Annotated in this window: 18 protein-coding genes; 8 read left to right on the top strand and 10 right to left on the bottom strand. The window is 67.3% G+C overall.

The genetic code is table 11. The features are described 5' to 3' along the window. Positions 1-19: 19 nt before the first annotated feature. The 4 genes from ABH933_RS28795 to ABH933_RS28780 all read right to left on the bottom strand — a co-directional run bounded on the left by ABH933_RS28795 (position 20) and on the right by ABH933_RS28780 (position 4,773). Positions 20-496 carry a hypothetical protein gene (locus ABH933_RS28795; protein ID WP_429413269.1) on the bottom strand — a complete coding sequence of 159 codons (477 nt, stop codon included), beginning with the start codon at positions 494-496 and terminating at the stop codon, positions 20-22. Positions 497-617: 121 nt separating this feature from the next. After that, the gene (locus tag ABH933_RS28790; RefSeq protein ID WP_429413267.1) at positions 618-1,538 is read right to left on the bottom strand and encodes an NADP-dependent oxidoreductase; all 921 of its coding nucleotides are present in this window, start codon (positions 1,536-1,538) and stop codon (positions 618-620) included. Between the two features lie 134 nt (positions 1,539-1,672). Continuing rightward, positions 1,673-3,274: an MFS transporter gene (locus tag ABH933_RS28785; protein ID WP_429413265.1), complete on the bottom strand. Its 1,602-nt coding sequence runs from the start codon at positions 3,272-3,274 to the stop codon at positions 1,673-1,675. A 107-nt stretch (positions 3,275-3,381) separates the two neighbouring features. Continuing rightward, positions 3,382-4,773, bottom strand: a complete 1,392-nt coding sequence (locus tag ABH933_RS28780) for a glycine--tRNA ligase (protein ID WP_215917855.1) — start codon at positions 4,771-4,773, stop codon at positions 3,382-3,384. Between the two features lie 236 nt (positions 4,774-5,009). On the opposite strand from ABH933_RS28780, the gene ABH933_RS28775 reads away from it, so the two are divergent. Together ABH933_RS28775 and ABH933_RS28770 are read left to right on the top strand one after the other, a co-directional pair. Next, positions 5,010-5,426 (top strand): ArsR/SmtB family transcription factor, encoded by a 417-nt coding sequence (locus tag ABH933_RS28775; protein WP_429413263.1) that lies wholly within the window; start codon positions 5,010-5,012, stop codon positions 5,424-5,426. Positions 5,427-5,429: 3 nt separating this feature from the next. Continuing rightward, positions 5,430-5,843, top strand: a complete 414-nt coding sequence (locus ABH933_RS28770) for a Fur family transcriptional regulator (protein WP_308166624.1) — start codon at positions 5,430-5,432, stop codon at positions 5,841-5,843. Positions 5,844-5,950: 107 nt separating this feature from the next. Here ABH933_RS28770 and ABH933_RS28765 read toward each other — a convergent pair whose 3' ends face one another. The 4 genes from ABH933_RS28765 to ABH933_RS28750 form a co-directional block, all read right to left on the bottom strand. Further along, entirely contained in the window at positions 5,951-6,073 is a 123-nt protein-coding gene (locus tag ABH933_RS28765; RefSeq protein ID WP_429413260.1) for a hypothetical protein, read from the bottom strand. 155 nt (positions 6,074-6,228) lie between these two features. Next, positions 6,229-6,633 (bottom strand): hypothetical protein, encoded by a 405-nt coding sequence (locus ABH933_RS28760; RefSeq protein WP_215917854.1) that lies wholly within the window; start codon positions 6,631-6,633, stop codon positions 6,229-6,231. Further along, the gene (locus ABH933_RS28755) at positions 6,630-7,436 is read right to left on the bottom strand and encodes an isoprenyl transferase (protein WP_429413258.1); all 807 of its coding nucleotides are present in this window, start codon (positions 7,434-7,436) and stop codon (positions 6,630-6,632) included. The genes ABH933_RS28760 and ABH933_RS28755 overlap by 4 nt, the downstream gene beginning before the upstream one ends. A 338-nt stretch (positions 7,437-7,774) precedes the next feature. Next, positions 7,775-9,940, bottom strand: coding sequence for a phosphocholine-specific phospholipase C (locus ABH933_RS28750; RefSeq protein ID WP_429413256.1), 2,166 nt, complete (start codon positions 9,938-9,940; stop codon positions 7,775-7,777). A gap of 549 nt (positions 9,941-10,489) precedes the next feature. Here ABH933_RS28750 and ABH933_RS28745 point away from each other — a divergent pair. The 5 genes from ABH933_RS28745 (at position 10,490) to ABH933_RS28725 (ending at position 16,122) form a co-directional block, all read left to right on the top strand. After that, positions 10,490-11,686 carry a cytochrome P450 gene (locus tag ABH933_RS28745; protein ID WP_429415591.1) on the top strand — a complete coding sequence of 399 codons (1,197 nt, stop codon included), beginning with the start codon at positions 10,490-10,492 and terminating at the stop codon, positions 11,684-11,686. A 10-nt stretch (positions 11,687-11,696) separates the two neighbouring features. After that, the gene (locus ABH933_RS28740) at positions 11,697-12,926 is read left to right on the top strand and encodes a cytochrome P450 family protein (RefSeq protein ID WP_429413254.1); all 1,230 of its coding nucleotides are present in this window, start codon (positions 11,697-11,699) and stop codon (positions 12,924-12,926) included. 93 nt (positions 12,927-13,019) lie between these two features. After that, positions 13,020-14,330: an ABC transporter substrate-binding protein gene (locus tag ABH933_RS28735; RefSeq protein WP_429413252.1), complete on the top strand. Its 1,311-nt coding sequence runs from the start codon at positions 13,020-13,022 to the stop codon at positions 14,328-14,330. After that, on the top strand, positions 14,327-15,244 hold the full coding sequence (locus tag ABH933_RS28730; protein WP_429413250.1) for a carbohydrate ABC transporter permease: 918 nt from the start codon (positions 14,327-14,329) through the stop codon (positions 15,242-15,244). The genes ABH933_RS28735 and ABH933_RS28730 overlap by 4 nt, the downstream gene beginning before the upstream one ends. Positions 15,245-15,270: 26 nt before the next feature. After that, positions 15,271-16,122: a carbohydrate ABC transporter permease gene (locus tag ABH933_RS28725; protein WP_429415588.1), complete on the top strand. Its 852-nt coding sequence runs from the start codon at positions 15,271-15,273 to the stop codon at positions 16,120-16,122. Positions 16,123-16,141: 19 nt separating this feature from the next. On the opposite strand, the gene recO is transcribed toward ABH933_RS28725, so the two are convergent. Both recO and ABH933_RS28715 read right to left on the bottom strand, forming a co-directional pair. Beyond that, positions 16,142-16,918 carry a DNA repair protein RecO gene (gene recO / locus ABH933_RS28720; protein ID WP_429413248.1) on the bottom strand — a complete coding sequence of 259 codons (777 nt, stop codon included), beginning with the start codon at positions 16,916-16,918 and terminating at the stop codon, positions 16,142-16,144. A 641-nt stretch (positions 16,919-17,559) separates the two neighbouring features. Continuing rightward, on the bottom strand, positions 17,560-17,973 hold the full coding sequence (locus tag ABH933_RS28715) for a hypothetical protein (protein WP_429413246.1): 414 nt from the start codon (positions 17,971-17,973) through the stop codon (positions 17,560-17,562). Positions 17,974-18,113: 140 nt separating this feature from the next. Between ABH933_RS28715 and ABH933_RS28710 the strand changes: the two genes are divergently transcribed. Next, positions 18,114-19,526 (top strand): amidase, encoded by a 1,413-nt coding sequence (locus ABH933_RS28710; protein WP_429413244.1) that lies wholly within the window; start codon positions 18,114-18,116, stop codon positions 19,524-19,526. Positions 19,527-19,665: the final 139 nt, after the last annotated feature.

Genomic DNA, 19,665 nt, shown 5'->3' with positions numbered 1-19,665 from the left:
GCTCCCGTACCCGTACCCGCTAGGGCCGTGTGTTGTGTTGCCCCCGCGGCCGGCTCGCGACGACGAGCCGGCCGTTCCGGTGTTCCGGCAGGGCATATCTCGCGCGGGGGTACAGCGCGGGACGGGCAGCACCGAAATCCCCAGGGGGACTATATCGGTCGGTCGGCATGTCCCAGGATACGTTGCGCCGCAAGGACAATCGTTCGATCCATCGCCGTCCGCCGGGAATCATCCGCAGCGGCAGCGCCAGCACCGCGCCGAGCGCACGGACCCAGCCCAGGGCGTAACCCGCCGCCTCGACGACGATGTTCAGCACCACGATCAGCGCGCAGGGCGCGGCGAGGAGTAGGCAGAGCGCACCTGGCACCCAGGCGTGAATATCGAAGGCCGACACCGCCGCCGCTCCGAATGCCACGGATCCGCCGAGCGCGGCGACAGCCACCCAGAATCGGAGCAACCGGTCGATTCGATTGCGCGAAATCCGCGCAGAGATCACCACATCTCCCTCGCCGTACCCACCGCATCGCACCGATTTCCCCGTGCGGCACTAACTTTCGCCCGCACACGATACTGCGCTCCCGGCGGGTGGTACAGCTCCTCGCGGATTTCGGCCGTCGTCAGGGATGCAGGACGATCTTGCCGTGGGCGTGACCCGCCTCCAGCTCGGTAAAGGCCGCGCGGACCTCGGCGAGCGGGTAGGTGGCGGCAATGGGGACCTCCAGGGCGCCGGTCGCGGCGAGGTCGGCCAGTTCGGACACGACGTCGATGGTGTTGGCGTTGGCGTTGCCCTCGACCTTGACGCCGTACTTCTCGACCGCCGGAAAATCGATGATGGTGTCGATGCGCTCGGGTTTCACGCCGAGATCGATGGCGAGCGCGACATAGCCGTCGCCGTGGGTGTCGATGAAGGCATCGATACCGTCGGGCGCCGCGGCGCGCAGCCGCTCGGCAAGGCCCTCGCCGTACGCCACCGGGATCGCGCCCACCGACCGCAGCCATTCGTGGTTGCCGGGCCCGGCGATGCCCAGCACCGTCACCCCGCGAGCGCGAAGCAGTTGCACCACAAGCGAACCCACGCCACCCGCCGCCCCCGATACGGCAATCGTGTCACCAGCCTCCGGACTCACCGAGCGCGCCGCCGCATAGGCCGTCGTACCCGCGACGAACAGCGATCCGGCCACGTCCCAGGACAGCCCCGCAGGCTTGGCTGCGACCTGCTCCACCGGCACGACCACGTGCGTCGCATGGCTGGAGCGCTCCTCGCTGAATCCGACCACCTCGTCCCCGACGGCGATCCCGCTGACGTCGGGGCCGACGGCGACCACCCGGCCGGCGAAATCGCTACCCTGCCCGGACGGGAACGTGGCGGGCCAGCGGTCGTGCAGCCATCCGGTGCGGATCTTGGTCTCACCCGGATTGATCCCGGCCGCGACGACGCCCACGACCACCTGCCCCGCCCCCGCCACCGGCTCGGGCACCTCGACCACCTTCAGAACGTCGATCTCGCCATACCGATCGAACTTCACTGCCTGCGCCATGACTCGCTCCTTTCGTGCGAACGACCGTGCTGGTGACTGTCTACGGCATTCCGAAACATCACTACCCGGGCCGATATTTCCGCTCGGCACACGGAATTTCGCCGCCGCGCGAGACATGGCGCCGACATGCCGATTCAGTGTGCGGCACCACCGGTGGCCGGGGTGCGCCCGTGGCGCATGATCAACGCGACCCCGAGGGCTATCGCCGCCGCGACGACCGCGGTCCAGAAACCGAGATTGTAGCCGCGGTCGGTGAACACGTCCGGGATCACGCTGGTGGACACGTGATGCCCGCCGACGCTGATATCGGCCTGCACCGGGCTCGCGTTGAGGAATGCGGTGATGATGGCCAGCCCGACCGCGGTGCCCATGCTCTGCATGACGCCCGACATGCCCACGCTGATGCCCTGCTGCTCCTGCGGAACGCCCTCGACGATGAGGATCGGCGCGGCGGCGTAGAAGAAGCCGAACCCGATCCCGAAGACCGCGCTGATGATCAGGAAGATCACCCACGTGTGCGGCAACAGCGCGAACGCGATCCCGCTACCGACGAAGACCGTCAGCGCACCGACCAGCGGCAGCCGCGGCCCCACCTTGCGCGCCAGCATGCCGCCCAGCGCGCCGCAGACCATCGCGATGATCGCCTGCAGCAGCGCGACGTGCACGGCGTACTGCAGCAGCGTGAATCCGTTGCCGTAGCTGTAGCCCGGATTCACATGCACCTGTACCGCCGCCGCGGGCAACGGATGCCCGGTCTGCTGCGCGATCTTGGCCAGCGTGGCCTCCTGCACCCCGGCCGCGACGACGTCGGCTTTCGGCGTCTGGGTCATATAGCCGATGGCATAGGACTGCACCCCGATCATGAACGATCCGAACAGCGCCGCGAGCAGCACCAGGCTCACCCGCGGGTGGAACAGCAGCCCCATATCCATGATCGGATGGGTCGCGCGCCGCTCGATGACCACGAACAACACCAGCAGCGCGAGCCCGCCGATCAGCCAAGCCAGCGTCAGCGGCCTACCCCAGCCCCAGTCCTGGCCCTTGTCCAGGTAGATCAGCGTGAGCGTCGCGCCCGCCGACAGCAGCACCGCGCCGACGACGTCGATACGCTCGCGCACCCGCAGCTTCGATTCGGGGACGATCACCATCACGAACGGCGCGACCACAATGGTGAATCCAGCCAGGAACCAGAAGATCGCCCGCCAGCTGTAGTTGTCGACCAGATAGCCGCCGACCAGCGGGGCCACGATCGCCGATACCCCGAGACCGGTGGCGGTGATGCCCAGGCCCAGGGGGACGTAGCGGCGGGGCATCAGGTCGCGGATCAGACCGTAGGCGATCACCTGGGTGGCGATGGCCAGCGCCTGCAGGCCGCGCCCGACGAGGAACAGTGCCCAGCTGTGCACCACCGCGTCCATGACGCAGCCCACGACGAACAGGGCGCCGCAGACCAGGAACATCCGCTTCTTGCCCCAGACATCGCTCATCTTGCCGAGCAACGGCGAGGCGGCCGCACCGACGAGGCCGAAGACGATGATCGACCAGTTGATATTGGCCCCCTCGGCGGGAAACGACGGCGCGATCTTCTGCAACGCCGCCGAGATCATCGTGTACTGCAACGGTGCGACCTCGGTGAATACGACGATCACCACGAGCGTGGCGAATATCCGGGTCTTCGTTGCGTGGTCGAGTCGGCCCGTCGGATCGCCGACGGGCTCGACAGAGGTGGTGGCCATGTGCGCGCCTCCGAGATAGAGCTAACAGATCTGTGAAACGTGTCACAAACCTCTACCCCGGCGTATCAGGCAATCCCGATGGTCGAGACCCCTCCCAACTGGGAAAATCAGGCTCCGATCAGCCGCTGGGCCAGATATCCCTCGACCTTGTCCAGCGCGATGCGCTCCTGGGTCATCGAATCCCGCTCGCGCACCGTCACCGCCTGATCCTCGAGCGTGTCGAAGTCGACGGTGACACAGAACGGGGTACCGATCTCGTCCTGGCGGCGGTAGCGGCGGCCGATGGCGCCCGCATCGTCGAAGTCGATGTTCCAGTTCCGACGCAGTTGCGCGGCAAGGTCTTTGGCCTTGGGCGACAGATCGGCATTGCGCGACAACGGAAGTACCGCGGCCTTCACCGGGGCCAGGCGGCGATCCAGGCGCAACACGGTGCGTTTTTCCATGACGCCCTTGGCATTCGGCGCCTCGTCCTCGGTGTAGGCATCGATGAGGAAGGCCATCAGCGAGCGGGTCAGACCGGCCGCAGGCTCGATCACGTACGGGATGTAGCGCTCGCCGGTATTCTGGTCGTAGAAGCTCAGATCGACACCCGAATGCTCCGAATGGGTCTTCAGGTCGAAATCGGTGCGGTTGGCCAGGCCCTCGAGCTCACCCCACTCGCTGCCCTGGAAGTGGAAGCGGTACTCGATGTCGACGGTGCGCGCGGCGTAGTGCGAGAGCTTTTCCTTGGGGTGCTCGTACAGGCGCAGGTTCTCCGGGTCGATGCCCAGGTCGGTGTACCAGGCCAGCCGGGTGTCGATCCAGTACTGGTGCCACTTCTCGTCCTCGCCGGGCTTGACGAAGAACTCCATCTCCATCTGCTCGAACTCGCGGGTGCGGAAGATGAAGTTGCCGGGGGTGATCTCGTTGCGGAAGCTCTTGCCGATCTGCGCGATACCGAACGGCGGCTTGCGGCGCGCGGTGGTCTCCACGTTCTTGTAGTTCACGAAGATGCCCTGCGCGGTCTCGGGCCGCAGGTAGTGCAGGCCCTCTTCGGACTCGATCGGGCCCAGGTAGGTCTTGAGCATCATGTTGAAATCGCGCGGCTCGGTCCACTTGCCGACGGTGCCGCAGTCGGGGCAGGACACGAGTTCCATCGAGACCGTGTCCGGGTCGTCGATCTTGTGCTTCTCCGCGTACGCCTCCTGCAGGTGGTCCTGCCGGTGCCGCTTGTGGCAGTTCAGGCATTCCACCAGCGGATCGTTGAACACGGTGACGTGGCCGGAGGCGACCCACACCGGGCGCGGCAGGATGATCGACGAATCCAGGCCGACCACGTCGTCGCGGCTGGTGACCATGGACCGCCACCACTGGCGCTTGATGTTCTCCTTGAGCTCCACGCCCAGCGGGCCGTAGTCCCACGCCGACCTGGTGCCTCCGTAGATCTCGCCGCTCGGGTAGACCAGACCCCGGCGCTTGGCGAGATTGGCGACGGTGTCGACCTTCGACTTGGGTGCCACGACTGAAGCTCTCCCTCTGGATGAGTGGAAACAGTGATTCGCTCCAGGGTATCGGGACGCTGGTGGAGCGGTCCAAGCAGTATCCGCGGCGCCCTGCGGTCGGTTCCGGTCTCGGCCTTCCCAATCACAGCCCAGGCCCCGGCGTCCGCACTGCAACACACTGACCAGCGGCGGTTGACATGCGCAACTATGCATATCAATAATGGCATCGGTTTCCGATAAGGAGTTGGTACCCGATGACCGCCGATAGTGGCACCCCCACGCACGACGCCGGCACCCCCGCACGCCGCAGCCGTGTCGCGGTGGAGGCGCCCGCCCCGATCCCGCACGATCCGTACCCGTATCGCGCACCCGCCGCGCCCGCCGTCCCCTCGCGACCGGTACTGGACAACGCCGGCGAGCTGCTGCGCGCGCTGGCCGCGCCGGTGCGGATCGCCATCGTGCTGCAGCTGCGGGAGTCCCCGCGCTGCGTGCACGAGCTGGTAGATACCCTGGGGGTGACGCAGCCTCTGGTCAGCCAGCATCTGCGGATTCTGAAGTCGGCCGGGGTGGTCCGTGGCGAGCGCACCGGCCGCGAGGTGATCTACGAGCTGGTCGACGACCATCTGGCCCGCATCGTCGTCGATGCGGTCGCACACGCCGAGGAGGGGTGAGGAGTGGACACGGCACAGAAGTCCGTGGGCGTCCGGAGTACCCGGCAGCGCAGCGCCATCGCCGCGCTGCTGGACGATATCGAGGAGTTCCGGTCCGCCCAGGAGCTACACGACGAGCTGCGCCGCCGCGGCGAGGGCATCGGCCTGACCACCGTCTACCGCACGCTCCAGTCGCTGGCGGACGCGGGCCTGGTGGACGTGCTGCGCACCGACACCGGCGAATCGGTGTACCGGCAGTGCTCCAAGGGGCATCACCACCATCTGGTGTGCCGCCACTGCGGCCGGACGGTGGAGGTGGAGGGGCCGACGGTGGAGGCATGGGCGGAAAACGTTGCGGGACAGCACGGTTTCACCGATATCAGCCACACCATGGAGGTATTCGGCACGTGCGGGGAGTGCTGCGCGTCGCGTGCATGATTCTCGACGACGGCGGGCGAGACAAGGTATAGTCGGCCCTGTCACGAAAGTGATGCTGCGGTGAAGCGCCGGTTGCTGCCGACGCCCCACCAGGTGTGCTAGGGCGCTTACCTAGCCCGCCAGATCAACCAGCGGACCAGCAGGAACGCCCCGGCGATCACGGCAGCAATACCAAAGCAGATGCCGTAATCGACCGGGGCATTGCTCTTTGCCCGGCGATGTTTCGCCATACCCACCACCTCCTTCCTGGGCGCGGTGTATGGACCTGGTCCACCGCCCCTCAGAAGGAGGTATCGCTCACAGTACACGAATTCGTGAACCGGAAATTATTGCCGCACAATGCTTTTGGAATACTCCATTACGGAAATTCCAGTACAACAAAGGTTTACGGCACCAGCCCCTGACGAGCCCTGCCCGCACCCGAAAGCACCAGCAGCAGCATCGTGGCCAGCGCCTCATCGTCCAGCCCCGCGGCCGGAAACGTATAGCGCAGAATGACATCCGCCAGCTTGTCGCGGCTGATGAGAGTCAGCGAGCCGAACTGCAGCGCATTGTTGCGGTCGGCCACGCGCTTGTGCAGCTGCGGCTTGAGCGGGCGGTCCCAGGCCAGCACCGCCGTCAGGGTGAGCACGTCCAGGCCGGGAGCGAGATTCACCGCACGCAACGAGCACAGCGCGCCCTCGTACTCGAAGCCCAGGGCGGCCTCCTCGACGCGCACGTCCACCCCGCCGAAATGGGCAAGGACGGCGCCCGCGCGGGCCTCGAGGTCCTCGGTCGTCGCCTCGCTCATTTGACGCCCCCGAAGCGACGATCGCGCTTGGCGTACTCGAGGCACGCCTCCCAGAGATTGCGCCGGTCGAAGTCGGGAAACAGGGTGTTCTGGTACACGAACTCGGCGTACGCCGACTGCCAGATCAGGAAGTTCGAGCTGCGCAGTTCGCCGGACGGGCGCAGGAACAGGTCCACGTCGGGCATATCGGGCTCGTCGAGGAATTTGCCGAAGGTCGCCTCGCTGATCCGTTCCGGGTCCAGCTCCCCCGCCGCCGCCCGTCGCGCGATTTCCCTTGCGGCGTCCACGATTTCGGCGCGGCCGCCGTAGTTTACGCACATCGTCAGGGTCATCACCGTGTTGTCCTTGGTGAGTTCCTCGGCGATCTCGAGTTCCTTGATCACGCTGCGCCACAACCGCGGCCGTCGGCCCGCCCAGCGCACCCGGACGCCCATCTCGTGCATCTCGTCGCGGCGGCGGCGGATGACGTCGCGATTGAAGCCCATCAGGAAGCGCACCTCGTCCGGGCTGCGCTTCCAGTTCTCGGTCGAAAAGGCATAGGCGGAAAGCCATTTCACACCGACCTCGATGCAGCCCTCGACGGTGTCCATGAGCACCTCCTCGCCGCGCTCGTGCCCCGCGGTGCGCGGCAACCCGCGCTCCTGCGCCCAGCGGCCGTTGCCGTCCATCACCAGCGCCACGTGCCGGGGCACGAACTCGGCCGGGATCCGCGGCGGGTGCGCTCCCGACGGATGCGGCGACGGCGGGCGCACCGTGCGGGTGGCCGGCGCGGATTGGGTGCGGTTTCCGATCACGCCCCCCATCCTGCCCGATGCCCCGCCGTGGGTGCGTCGGCCCCCGCCACCTGCCGTACCCGCGCGAGGGCGAACACAACCTGGAGCGGCTCGGCGGACGATCTCCCGAGGTAGACGTATTCATGCCACGCCGGCACTGGCCACCGCCACGTGACCGGCCACAGACCCGGCCGAACACTCGATCGTCGTGCGACCGGCCGCAAACTCAGGCAGCACGCTCGGCCTACCGCCTCGTCCACTCGGCTCATCGGGCGAAGATACGCTCGACGCCGTCGTCTACCGGGGCATAGTGCATGATGCGGCGCCATCGCCCCTGGACAGTCGCCGGGCGGTCGAGGGTCGGCCGATCAGCCGGTACGGCTGGGCCTTCCGTCCTCCAGATGACCGGCGAAGCGGCGGAACCAGGAATTGTCGCCGGTTCCGGTCACCGTGACGTCGTACCAGCCATCGGAGGCCGGAACGCTCACATCGCGCGTGGCGCCGGATCGCACGGTGCAGCGGTCCGTCTTGCCGATCCGGAAATCGGCCGTCGCAGTGGTCGAATTCCACACCGTCACAATGAGTTCCGGGGCATCGGGGTCGCCGCTGACCGTGGCCCGCACCTCGATGCCCGCCGTATCGGGTCCGCCCGCGGCCGCGAACAGGAACCCGTTGGGGGCGTGCACCGCGATGTCGTACCGCCCGGACCAGGCGAACGGCCGAGATGTGGAGCCGCCGCCGCGCACGGCGATCTGGGTCACGGCCGGGCCGCCGATGGGTAGATAGGCATAGGCCTGGAACGGAACCGCCTCGCGGCCCCCGTTCGCCAGGTGCAGAGTCAGGTCTCCCGCTCCGATCTCGGCCCAGGCGACCGGTTGATACGGCAGCGGGCGCACCTTGGCGAATCCCGGATCCTGGTGCGGCATGGCCTGATCGGCAGGTGCCGACGGCATGGGAAGCTTGGCCTGCGTCCGATCCGCCTCCCTCCGTGAAACATTCGCATCGGGCAGTGCCGGAATGCTGGTGTCGGGCCTGCCGAAATCGAAGCAGCTGAGCAGATCCCCGCATACCGAGCGCCGCCAGTCGGAGATGTTGGGCTCCCTCACTCCCGTCCACTGCTCGAGGAACCGCAGCACCGAGGTGTGGTCGAACACTTGGGAATTGACCCACCCGCCGCGGCTCCAGGGCGAGACGACCAGCATCGGCACCCGTGGCCCGAGGCCGATCGGGGTGAGCGTCGCGGAATCGGCCGACGATGCGGCCGCGGTGCCGACGCCCGACTGTGCCGGCGGGAGTAGCTCATTCGGCGTTCCGGGCGGGGCGGTCGGCGGCACCACATGGTCGAACAGCCCGTCGTTCTCGTCGAAATTGATCAGCAGGACCGTGGACCTCCACAGCTCCGGGTTGTCCCACAACGCCTTCAGCACCCGCTGGACGTATGCCTCGCCGTCCACCGGGCGCGCCGCCGGATGCTCACTGTAGCCGTACGGCGCCACGATCCAGGACACCTGCGGCACACTGCCGGTTCGGCAGGCCGTAATGAACTGTTCCAGAACGTAATCCACGTTCTTTCCGTCCTGGCCGTTCGCCGGGGGCCACGCGCCGGTGACATTCGCGCGCTGGGCCAGCTGCCGCACCGCGGGATCCGAGGACTTCAACGCGTCGTGGTAAGCGTGGAACAGCCACAGCGGATTGTCGCCGTAGTCGCCGAGGAAGGGATGGTTGTCGACGTCGTCGCCGACGACGTCGTTGGCATAGACCTGCCAGGAGATCCCAGCCGCCTGCAGGCGTTCGGGATAGGTCGTCCAGCTGAAGACGGGCGCGTAGTCGCTCGGATTGCCGGTGGCCGGGCCCCCGTGACTGCCACCGGGATCGATGGTTCCGGTCCAGTGGTAGAGCCGATTCGGGGTGGTGGGTCCCTGCACCGAGCAGAAGTAGTTGTCGCAGATGGTGAACGCCTCGGCCAGAGCCCGATGGAACGGGATGTCGGCCTCGGTGAAGTACCCCATCGTACGGTCCGTCTTGGCCGGTACCCAGCGGTCGTACCGCCCGCCCGCCCACGCCTCATGCGTCCTGGGCCACCCGTGGTCCAGCTCGCCCCAGTCCTGGCCGTCCACCGCACGGGTATCGATGTGGAACGGCATCCGGTAGCCGACACCGCTGGCCGGATCGGGCTGGGCGAATACCGTGCCTTCCCCGCGCCGCGGCGTCGCAGTGCCCACAGTCGCGCTGCCGGTGCCCATTCCGGCGAACAGCTCGCGCAGCGGATTCGGTACGGGATCGGACGCATCCGCGGATCGCAGCCGCACCGGGGTGCTGTCACCGAAGCCGCGAACTCCCGCCATGGTGCCGAAGTAATGGTCGAAGGATCGATTCTCCTGCATGAGAATCACGACGTGCCTGACGTCGGCGAGGCTGCCCGTCGGGCCCGGCCCAGCACTCGAATCGGCTTTCGGCGCGGCGTCGGCCTCGCCCGCATGCCCGCACAGCGCGCCCGCTCCGGCCAGACCGGCGGCCATCATACCGCCGAGCATAGTCCGCCTCGTGGGGCCCGATTTCCCGTTCATCGGTCTCCGTTCCGCATTCGTTCGATATGGGGCGGGAATTCACCGCGGATACTCGAGGCGGTGTTGTGTGTGGCCGAGAGACGACGTCGCCGAACAACGAAATATTCGCAGCCGCAGCGTTACGCTCGGTAATCCCGAACGGATGGGAAGAATGAATTCACAGTGCCGGTCCGGTGAACACGCCATAGGCGATGCGCGATAACCACGGTCACATATCCCGTCAAGCGACCAGTGAAAGAACAACGGCCGCACACTTCGCTGCGAATTTCCCAACAATCTCCGCACGTGTGCGGATCCGGCAAACCGGACAGTCCACGGCAAACGTTCGGTTCCGGACGGAACCATCCTGGGGCAGCCAGGAGCCGAGGGGTGCTGTTAGTCTGGGGCCGTTGTCCGGCTTCCGGCGACCGGCCGGGGGTGTCGGCCGGTGGGTCGAAGCATCCTGTCCTGCAACGGTTGTGAGGAAATGTGACCACGCCATCGCCTGGAATCTGCCCCGTCCAGCACGGGTCGCCCATGGCCTCCGGCGATCCCCGGATCCTGCTGGACACACCGGAGTTCGCGGCCGACCCGCACGGCACCTACCGTTCGATGCGCCACCAGCACGGCTCGCTGGTGCCGATCGAGCTGTCGCCGGGTGTCCCGGCCACGCTGGTCATCGGCTATCGCACGGCGCTGCGAATCCTCAACGACCCCGAGCACTTTCCGGCCGATCCCCGCAAGTGGCAGGACTCCGTGCCGGCGGATTGCCCGGTGCGGCCGATGATGCAGTGGTATCCGAACGCGCTGCGCAACTCCGGCCCGACCCATGCGCGCTACCGGCAGGCCTATGTTCACGCCATCGACGGAATCGATCTGCACGCACTGCATTCCACGGTCGAGCGCATCGCAATTCCGCTGATCAACACCTTCTGCCAGGACGGCACCGCGGACCTGCAGGGACAGTACGCCTTTCCGCTGGTCTTCGAGGTGCTCAACCAGATGGTGGGCTGTTCGCCCGAGCTGGGCCAGCGCGTGGCGACCGGCATGGCAGCGCTGTTCGACACGGTCAACGCCGCGTGGGGCATGCAACACCTGAGCGAGGCGCTGCTGGAGCTGATCGCGCTGCGTCGCAACGAACCCGGCGACGACGTCACCTCGCGCCTGGCCCATCACCCCGCGGGCCTGAACGACGAGGAGATGCTCGCCAACCTGATCAGCTTCTACGGCGCGGCGATCGAGCCGCAGACCAATCTGATCTCCAACACCCTGCTGCTGATGCTCACCGACGACCGGTTCGCGGGCGGCTTCCTGGCCGGCAGCATGTCCACCCGCGACGCGCTGGACGAGGTGCTGTTCAACGATCCGCCGATGGCGAACTTCTCCATCACCTTCCCGCGCCAGCCGATCCTGATCGACAACACCTGGCTGCCCGCGAATCAGCCGGTCGTGATCAGCCTGGCGGGCTCCAACAACGACCCCATGATCTCCGGCGGTGACCGGACCGGCAATCGCTCGCATCTGGCCTGGGGCGGCGGCCCGCACGCCTGCCCGGCCCGATCGGTGGCGTACCTGGTGGTGCAGGACGCCATCGATCAGCTGCTCGATGCGCTCCCGGAGCTTCGGCTGGCCGTGCCAAGGGACGAATTGACCTGGCGTCCAGGGCCTTTCCATCGAGCGATGGCCGCGCTGCCGGTAACCTTCCCTAAGTCACCAGCATTGAACGTGGTCTGAGGGGTACGCGATGGGGAACGAACGAATCGTCCTGGATACCAGCGGCGTCGACATCCAGGGCGAGTCGGCGCGGATTCGCGCCCGCGGGCCCGTCGCCGTGGTCGAGCTGCCCGGCGGCGTGCCCGCCTGGTCGGTGACCGATGCGGCCGCGCTGCGCAGCCTGCTCGCCGACCCGCGGGTGTCCAAGGATCCGCGCCAGCACTGGGCGGCCTTCGGCAACGGCGAGATCACCGAGGCCTGGCCGCTGCTGCCGTGGATCATCGCGGAGAACATGTTCACCGCATACGGCGCCGATCACCGCAGGCTTCGCCGCCTGGTCGCCCCCACCTTCACCAACCGGCGCACCCAGGCCCTGCGCCCGCGCATCGAGGAGATCACCACCGGCCTGTTGGACGGCCTCGCGGCGACCCCGCGCGGGGAATCGGTGGATCTGCGTGCCCGGTACGCCTATCCGGTGCCGATCCGGGTGATCAGCGAGTTGATCGGCGTGCCAGCGCATCTGGACGCCGACATCCATCGCTGCGTGGACGGGTTCTTCGACGGCTCGCTCACCCCCGAGCAGGCGATGGCCAACTATGTCGAAATGTTCGGTCTGGTCGGGCAACTCGTCACCTACCGCCGCGACAACCCGGGCGAGGATCTCACGACCGCGCTGATCGCCTCCCTCGACGAGGACGGCTCGAAGCTGACGGAGAAGGAACTCGTCGAAACCCTGATGCTGGTGGTCAACGCCGGCCACGAGACAACGGTCAACCTGCTCGACCAGGCGATATATACCCTGCTGACGCATCCGCGGCTGCGTGCGGACGTGCTCGCCGAGCGGATCTCCTGGGACGATGTGATCGAGGAGACGCTCCGCTTCGAGGCCCCCGTCGCCCATCTGCCGCTGCGATATGCGGTGGAGGACATCGAGATCGACGGCATCACGATCCCCAAGGGCGAGGCGATCCTGGCCTCGTATGCCGGTGCCAACCGCGACCCGAAGGTGCACGGCGAGACCGCCGCCGAATTCGACCCGCGGCGCACCACGAAGGATCAGCATCTGGCCTTCGGCCACGGCGCGCACCACTGCGTCGGGTCGCCGCTGGCCCGGCTCGAGGCATCGATCGCGCTGCCCGCGTTGTTCACCAGGTTCCCGGATCTGCAATTCGCCACGGACCCAGGCGCATTGGCGAAGCTGGGCAGCTTCATCTCCAACGGGCACACCGCGTTGCCGGTGTATCTGGAGGCGCCCCGCTGAACGCGCGCGGGAATGCCGGAGTTCCTGCGGACGGAGTGTGAGATCGGTTACGGTGAGCGTCGGTTCGTCCCCACCTGATACGGGAGGGCAACGATGCTCAACCGGCGTGATCTGTTTCGCGGCGGTGCCGCAGCGGCTGCGGCCCTCGCCGTCCCCAGCCTGGCCGGATGCGGGTCCCAGTCCGATGCGCTGACGTTCTTCTTCCAGGCCGCGCCCGACGAGGCCCGCGTACGAATGCAGATCATCGAGGCATTCTCGAAGCTGCGGCCGGACATCAAGATCCAGGTACAGATGTCCGGCCCCGATCCGAGTCAGCAGATCCTCACCTACGCCGCGGGCGGCAAATGCCCCGATGTGCTGATGCAGTGGGAGTCCTATTCGCATTTCGTGGAATTGGGCATCCTCGAGAACCTCAACACCTACCTGGACAAGGATCCCGCCCACGCGGCCATCCTGCGGCAGGACGGCGAGCCCGCACTGTACGAGCTGTTCCGCTATCGGGGCGGGCAGTACGTGCTGCCCGAGCAGTGGGCCGGAATCTTCCTGTATTACAACAAGAAACTGTTCGAGCAGGCCGGTGTCGCGCCGCCGCCCGCGCGTTGGCAGGATGCCTGGACCTTCGACGAATTCCTCGCCGCGGCGAAGGCACTGACCAAGCGCGACTCCTCGGGCAAGACCACCCAGTGGGGTTTCGTCGACGCCTGGCCGGTGCCGCGGTATTCGGCGGCGATCTTCGGGATGAACAACGGCGGGCAGTGGTTCATCCCCGCGATCGACCCGCAGCGGGCCGGTATCGATGGGGACAATTTCATCGAGGGCTTCCAGTTCTATGCGGATCTGTCGGTACGCCACAAGGTTGCGCCGCCCTCGAGCAATTCGGAGGCGCTGCCCTCCATCGAGCTGTTCTCTCAGGGCAAGGCCGCCATGGTGCTTACCGGACACTGGCAGTACCAGGCGATGCTCACCACCCCGGACCTGGATTTCGACATCACCGTGCTGCCGGTCGGCCCGCACGGGCAGGGCGCGAAATCCGATATCGGCGCCACGGGCCTGGGCATCTCGGCCGCCAGCCCGCGCAAGGATCTGGCCTGGGAATTCGTGAAGTTCGCCACCGGGCCCGAGGGACAGAAGGCCGTGGCCGACTCGGGCTTGTTCGTGCCCGTGCTCGAGTCGGTGCTGCACTCCCCCGGATTCGCGAGCGCACACAGTCGGATTCGCAACCTCGAGGTCCTTACCGGCGGGCCCTCGAATTCGAACGGCATTCCGGTGACACCGAACTGGCTGCGCGTCGACGACGCGTTCAGTCGCGCCTCGGATCGAATCCTGCGCGGTGCGGCGCCCGCGACATATTTCAAGGGCGATGTGACCAGTCATATCAACGATCTACTCAGGGGGACGGAGTGACCGCGGTGCAGGAGCGGACCATTCCGCGACCGCGTTCGGGGCTGACCCGCAAGCGGGCCGCGGCCGGGCGGCGGTTCATCGTGCCGAATCTGCTTGCGGTGCTGATCTTCCTGCTGATCCCGCTGGCGTTCTCGCTGTATTTGAGCTTCCAGCGGTGGGACCTGTTCCATCCGCCGCGATTCGTCGGAATTCAGAATTACCGGCGGCTGTTCACCGGCGACCGCATGTTCTATGTCGCGCTGGTCAACACGGTGATATTCACCGTCGCCACGGTGGTGCCGGCGGTGGTGATCAGCCTGGCGGTGGCTGGCGCACTGAACGCGAAAGTCAAGGGTATCGGGTTCTTTCGTAGCGTGATGTTCCTGCCGCTGGTGTCCTCCCTCGCGGCCATGGCGGTGGTGTGGCATTACATGTTCGACTCCGATATCGGCGTGGTGAACGCGATCCTGGGATGGTTCGGTATTCCGGCTGTGCCGTGGCTGACCGATCCGCACTGGGCGCTGGTATCGCTGTGCGTGGTCAGCATCTGGAAGAGCGTGCCATTCGCCGCTGCTGTGCTGCTGGCCGCGATGCAAGGCGTGCCCGAGGATCTGATCGATGCCGCGAAGATCGACGGGGCCGGGGGTTTCCGGCGATTCGTCTCGGTCGTCGTGCCGTTGATCCGGCCCGCGCTCGGGTTCGTGTTCGTGATCTCGATCATCAACTCGTTCCAGGTCTTCGATCAAGCATACGTGCTGACCGGCGGCGCGGGCGGACCGGAATCGGGCACCTACATCTTCGGGATGATGCTGTTCCAGAACGCCTTCCAGTTCGACGATCTCGGCTACGCGTCGGCGCTGGCCTGGGTGCTGTTCGCGATTCTGCTGCTGCTGACGTATCTGCAGCTGCGGATGGGACGAAGGGGTGAGCAGTGACATCCTCGACGACATCCGCCGCGCGGATGACCGAGCCCTCGGTGGCGCAGCGAATCGTGGTGCGGCGCAGCGTGCGCGGGTTGCTGATCTACGTGGTCCTGGTGGTGATGGCGTGGTGCGCGCTGTTCCCGCTGCTGTGGGCGCTGTCCGGCTCGCTGAAAAAGCAGGGGCAGCTGAACAATTCGCTGATCCCGGCGCATCCACAGTGGTCCAACTACCATCTGGTGTTCGAATACGTGCCGTTCGGCAAGATGTTCGTCAACACCGTCGTCTACGCCGGATGTGTCACCGCCGGGCAGGTCTTCTTCTGCTCGCTGGCCGGATATGCCTTCGCGCGCCTGCCGTTCAAGGGCCGCGACACCCTCTTCCTGGCCTACCTCGCCACCCTGATGGTCCCGCTCACGGTCACCGTGATCCCCCAGTTCATTCTCATGCGCACCTTCGGCTGGGTGGATACGCCGTGGGCGATGATCGTGCCCGGATTCTTCGGCAGCGCCTTCGGCACGTTCCTGATGCGCCAGTTCTTCCTCACGCTCCCAACGGAATTGGAGGAGGCGGCTATCCTGGACGGCTGCACCGTCTGGCAGACCTACTGGCGCGTGCTCCTGCCGCACGCCCGCCCCGCGGTCATGGTGCTCGCGGTGCTGACCTGGGTGACGGTCTGGAACGATTTCCTGTGGCCGCTGATCATGATCCAGCGCACCAGCATCTCCACCCTGAACCTCGGGCTGGTCTGGATGCAGGGCCAGTACACCTCGCACTGGCCGGTCCTGATGGCCGCATCCACGTTGATGCTGCTGCCCATGATCGTCATCTATGCCTTCGCCCAAAAGGCATTCGTCCGCGGCATCGCCACCACGGGCCTCGCGGGGCGGTGAGCAACCACGCTCTCTACGGTCAGCCCACGCGGCCGGCCGACGACTCGGCCAGCACCCCATGCGGCCGGGTGCGCTCGATGAGCGGCAGGGTGCGCAGCTGCCGCTCGAGGTGCCACTGCAGATGAGCGGCAGTGAGTCCGCTGCACTGACGACGAATCCCCTCGGGGACCGCATCGATACCGGACCATTCGCCCCGATACAGCGCGCTCATGAGCTCCAGCACACCCTGGGCGGGCGTGGCCGCGCCGGGTGGGCGGCAGTGCACGCAGACCGCGCCGCCGACGGCCACGTGGAAGGCGCGGTGCGGGCCGGGGGTGGCGCAGCGGGCGCATTCGTCCAGGGCGGGGGCCCATCCCGCGAAACCCATGGCGCGCAACAGGAATGCGTCGAGAATCAGTTCCTGGGGGCGCTGTCCGGCGGCGATGGCGCGCAGGGCGCCCGCGGTCAGGGTGTGCAGGCGGGGGGCGGGGGCACGCTCCTCGCCGGCGAGGCGTTCGGCGGTCTCGAGCACCGCGCACGCGGTGGTGTAGCGGCCGTAGTCGGCGACGATGTCGGCGGCGAACGCCTCCACGGTGTGCACCTGGGTGACGGTGTCGAGGTTGCGGCCGGGATAGAGCTGTACATCCACGTAGGCGAACGGCTCGAGCCGCGCCCCGAATCGGGACCGGGTGCGCCGCACCCCCTTCGCCACCGCCCGCACGAGCCCGTGCCCGCGGGTGAGCAGCGTGACGATGCGATCGGCCTCCCCCAGCTTATGCTGGCGAACGACAATCGCCTGGTCCCGATACAACTGCACCCACATATCCTCCCACGCCCCGCCGACGCCCTCACCCCGCCACGCTGAACCCTCGGCCGCCGTCGGCCCGCGTGTCGCCGAACAGCGACGATGCCCGCGCAACCTGCCAACGGCCCCGCGGTGGGTATCGCAGCCGCCGTGCTTCGCCCGTTGCGGCGGCACTCGCCGGACACCCCGTTCGGGCGCGCCCACGGGCGCCCACACGCGCCAGCTGTACAACCCAACACCTCGATGCCCCACGCCTGCGCCGGCTACGCATACCGACCGCGTGCGCGCCTGACACTCCGACGAGTCCGCAGGCTGTAACCGCCGCAATCGGGGACCATCGCGCGAGATACCGAGCTGCGCCGAAGCCGCGACACGTCAGCAGTCAACTCCGCGATCCGTGTGTGCGGGCGGAAGCTGTTCCTCGGTCGCCTCCGCCCGCGCCATGGCGTGGTCACGATCGGCGGCGGTCAGACGCAACTCGGCGTCGATGCGGTCGGTAGCCGCCCACCCCGGTCCTGTCGTCGCTCTTGTTCACGTTGGTGAACGGCAGCGTCGTGAACCGGTTGCTTCCCGGGGTCAGGCTCAGAGCATTGGCCGCACCGCACGACGGCGGCATCGAATTTCGGCGCCGACCGCTGTGCCGCGACCGCCTTTCACACCGGACCGGGGGCGTTCTCCGCATAAACCTGCGCAATACGTGGGGCATGAATGGTGCGCAGGAGCATGGTGGTCCACCCCGTCCGCGTCCGGTCGATCTGGAAGTTGTCCGACTCGACGAGCATGCGCTCGGAGCCCTGGAGTTCCATCGACACCGCCGGATGGCCGAGCGGAACCTCCACCAGCGCCTCGCGGCCGCCCCAGACGACGAGTCTCCTGGTGCTCATCGCGATCGTGCCGAACGTGATGTTCTCCCAGCTCGCCGAGGCGAAATGTAACGGTGTCCGATGACTGCGCCGTGCCACCGATCCCTCTACCGGACCGAATACCACGATCCCCTCCCATTCCATATCCGAGCGCAGTTGGGGCGGTAGCTCTTTCGAGCCGAACGCCCGGGACATCCACTTCACCTGTTCAATCGTAGGGCCCTCGAGGGCTGTCCGGCTCGACCCGTGTGTGCCGTTTCGCCCAAACCGCCGGCAAAACCGATCGCGATCCGACTACGTACGCTGGAACGACCCGATGTGAACAGTCGACCAGGAGAACACCGATGACCACGGCGCCCACACGCGATCTCGGACTGGCCGAGCTGGCCGCCGCCCTCGCCACCGGCACGACGAGTTCGGTAACGGCGGTCACGTCCGCGCTGAACCGCATCGAGGCGAGCCAGGCCACGCTCAACGCCTTCCGCGTGATCCGCCGCGAGCAGGCCCTGGCCGAGGCCGCCGACGCCGACCGCCGGCTCGCCGCGGGCGAGCGACTGCCGCTGCTCGGCGTGCCGATCGCGATCAAGGACGACACCGACATCGCCGGGGCGCCGACGGCCTTCGGTTGCGGCGGCGAATTCCCCGCCGCCACCGAGGACGCCGAGTCGGTGCGGCGCCTGCGCGCGGCGGGCGCGGTGATCGTCGGCAAGACCAATACGTGTGAGCTCGGGCAGTGGCCGTTCACCGATGCGGCCGCGTTCGGTTACACCGCCAATCCCTGGCACGCCCAACGCACACCGGGCGGCTCGTCGGGCGGCTCGGCCGCGGCGGTCGCGGCCGGATTGGTCCCGGCCGCACTGGGTTCCGACGGCGCGGGCTCGGTGCGCATCCCCGCGGCGTGGACCAATCTGGTCGGTATCAAGCCGCAGCGCGGACGCATCTCCACCTGGCCGCTGGCCGAGTCGTTCAACGGGCTGACCGTCAACGGCACCCTGGCGCGCACGGTCTCCGATGCGGCACTGCTGCTCGACCTCGCATCCGGCCCGAATCCGGGCGATCTGCACACCCCGCCCGCGCTGCGGGTGTCCGAGGCGGTGGGGCGCGATCCCGGACGGCTGAGAATCGCTCTGTCGCTGAGCATTCCGTTCACCGCCACCTGCACCAAGCTCAACCGCGAGATCGCCGCCCAGGTGCATGCGGTCGCCAATGTGCTGCGCCGGCTCGGGCATTCGGTGACCGTCGCGGATCTGCACTACGGCCTGCTGGTCGGGGCCACCTTCCTGCCGCGCTCGCTGACCGGCGTGCGCGCGGCCCTCGCCGAGCGCCCCGGCGCCCGAGTCGATGCGCGTACCCGTACCAACGCCACGATGGGCCTGCTTCTGGGCCCGGCCCTGGGCGCCGCCCGCGCCGCGGAACCACTGCTGCACAGGCGAATCGGCCGTTTCTTCGACGACTACGACCTCGTGCTGGCGCCCACCACCGCCACCCCGCCCCCGCCGCTGCACGCCATGGACGCCCTCGGCACGAGCGCCACCGATACCCTGATCACCGCCTGCTGCCCCTACACCTGGCCGTGGAATGTACTGGGGTGGCCGAGCATCAACGTCCCCGCCGGCTTCACCGCCGCCGGACTGCCCGTCGGCGCCCAGCTGATGGGCACGGCCAACTCCGAACCCCTGCTGGTTTCGGTTGCCGTTCAACTGGAATCGGAACTCCGCTGGGACCGCCACCGGCCGTCCCCCTGGTGGGAACTGTAACCCTGTCCGATCCGGGCACAATTATCGACCGAATGCCCTGTGTGTCACATTGATCCGAATCACCGCACCGACCCGGTCGAACGGCCCAGTGAGCGGTGACACATCCCAGTGTGACAATCTGGGCAATCGTGGCAAGTCA

The sequence above is a fragment of the Nocardia sp. GP40 genome, from assembly GCF_050434125.1.
Taxonomy (GTDB): Bacteria; Actinomycetota; Actinomycetes; order Mycobacteriales; family Mycobacteriaceae; genus Nocardia; species Nocardia albiluteola.
Note: the sequence above shows the minus strand (reverse complement) of the source record. Positions and strands in the feature narration are given on the sequence as shown.

What these genes read in the sequence shown, in the direction of transcription:
- ABH933_RS28790 (WP_429413267.1), bottom strand. Translation starts at nt 1,538, where the DNA reads ATGGCGCAGGCAGTGAAGTTCGATCGGTATGGCGAGATCGACGTTCTG.
- ABH933_RS28750 (WP_429413256.1), bottom strand. Translation starts at nt 9,940, where the DNA reads ATGCTCGGCGGTATGATGGCCGCCGGTCTGGCCGGAGCGGGCGCGCTG.
- ABH933_RS28760 (WP_215917854.1), bottom strand. Translation starts at nt 6,633, where the DNA reads ATGAGCGAGGCGACGACCGAGGACCTCGAGGCCCGCGCGGGCGCCGTC.
- ABH933_RS28785 (WP_429413265.1), bottom strand. Translation starts at nt 3,274, where the DNA reads ATGGCCACCACCTCTGTCGAGCCCGTCGGCGATCCGACGGGCCGACTC.
- ABH933_RS28710 (WP_429413244.1), top strand. Translation starts at nt 18,114, where the DNA reads ATGACCACGGCGCCCACACGCGATCTCGGACTGGCCGAGCTGGCCGCC.
- ABH933_RS28735 (WP_429413252.1), top strand. Translation starts at nt 13,020, where the DNA reads ATGCTCAACCGGCGTGATCTGTTTCGCGGCGGTGCCGCAGCGGCTGCG.
- ABH933_RS28740 (WP_429413254.1), top strand. Translation starts at nt 11,697, where the DNA reads ATGGGGAACGAACGAATCGTCCTGGATACCAGCGGCGTCGACATCCAG.
- ABH933_RS28765 (WP_429413260.1), bottom strand. Translation starts at nt 6,073, where the DNA reads ATGGCGAAACATCGCCGGGCAAAGAGCAATGCCCCGGTCGATTACGGC.
- ABH933_RS28745 (WP_429415591.1), top strand. Translation starts at nt 10,490, where the DNA reads ATGGCCTCCGGCGATCCCCGGATCCTGCTGGACACACCGGAGTTCGCG.
- ABH933_RS28755 (WP_429413258.1), bottom strand. Translation starts at nt 7,436, where the DNA reads ATGGGGGGCGTGATCGGAAACCGCACCCAATCCGCGCCGGCCACCCGC.
- ABH933_RS28725 (WP_429415588.1), top strand. Translation starts at nt 15,271, where the DNA reads ATGACCGAGCCCTCGGTGGCGCAGCGAATCGTGGTGCGGCGCAGCGTG.
- ABH933_RS28775 (WP_429413263.1), top strand. Translation starts at nt 5,010, where the DNA reads ATGACCGCCGATAGTGGCACCCCCACGCACGACGCCGGCACCCCCGCA.